The sequence below is a fragment of the Bradyrhizobium sp. P2_E8 genome, assembly GCF_056403875.1.
This window is the reverse complement of the sequence record NZ_JBFUES010001622.1, coordinates 1-977: the sequence shown is the minus strand read 5'-3', so window position 1 is coordinate 977 and position 977 is coordinate 1. Positions and strand designations below refer to the sequence as shown.

The window sequence follows — 977 nt, the reverse complement described above, 5'->3', positions numbered from 1 at the left end:
CGATAGGGCGCCGTGTCGTTGGGGTTGCCGATCACGACCACGCGGGTGCCGGGATCGCAGACGCCGGCGAGATCGTCCAGGCCCTCCAGGATGTCGCGCGTGCCGTCGGATTCGATCACGATCACGTTCGGCGTCGGCATCGATTCATAGACTTCGATCGCCGCGGCGAGGCCGCCTTCCTTGGCGGTGACATGCGCCTTGGCGAGCCGGCGATCCTGCCCGGCCGCCGTCACTGCGGCGAGCGTCTGGTCGGTCTCGCAAAAGGCTTGCACGGAAATGCGAGGAACCGGCGCAATATGCTCCTCGGGGTGCCGCGGATGATCCGCTTCTTCGTCGTTGACGCTCGTCATCTGCCTGTATCGCTGAGCTTGGCCTTGTCGGCCTCGGGGTTGGGAGTCGCGACCGGCGTGCCCTTGCGATAGCGTTCGAAGGCCATGTCGCGACGTGCGGTATAGACCGGCGTTTCGGCACGCGGCTGCTCGAGGTCGGCGGGATTGTCGATCATCGCCGCGAGATTGCGCTGGCTGGCGCAGCCCAGATTGAAGTACGGGTGGTTCTCGTTGTAGCCGGGGTCGAGGATGGACGGACCGATGTCTTCGGGCCACAGCCCGCAGGGGCCGGCGACCGCGGCGATGCGGGAATAGCCGAGGCGGATGGTGGGCAGCAGTCCGGGATCCTCGGGCCGATAGGGATGCTGGACGATGGCACGCGACGGCACGCCGGCGGATGCGAGCACGGAACGGATTTCCCGATAGGTCGCCGCGGCGGCACGCGAATTCGCGGCGTCGATCGGCACGTCGACGACGACGGACCCGGTGCCTTCGCGCACCCAGTCCCGGGCGATGCCCGCGACGTCGGACTGCTGTGCGGCCGAGAGGCCGCCTCGCGCCTTGCCGACGAAAATCACGATCGACTTCTTGGCTTCCTGCACCGCGATCGGATGGCGCTGGCGGTAATCGGTCGGCACCGTCTGGGTG

1 protein-coding gene and 1 pseudogene are annotated in these 977 nt (G+C 67.6%); both read right to left on the bottom strand.

Going from position 1 to position 977, the window contains the following annotated elements; all coding sequences use genetic code 11:
- A pseudogene (locus AC1D00_RS42805) lies at nt 1-350 on the bottom strand (CtpF protein); the annotation flags it as partial.
- The coding region (locus tag AC1D00_RS42800) for a CpaD family pilus assembly protein (protein ID WP_477014877.1) at nt 347-977 on the bottom strand (631 nt) is incomplete at its 5' end. The pseudogene AC1D00_RS42805 and the gene AC1D00_RS42800, both read right to left, overlap by 4 nt.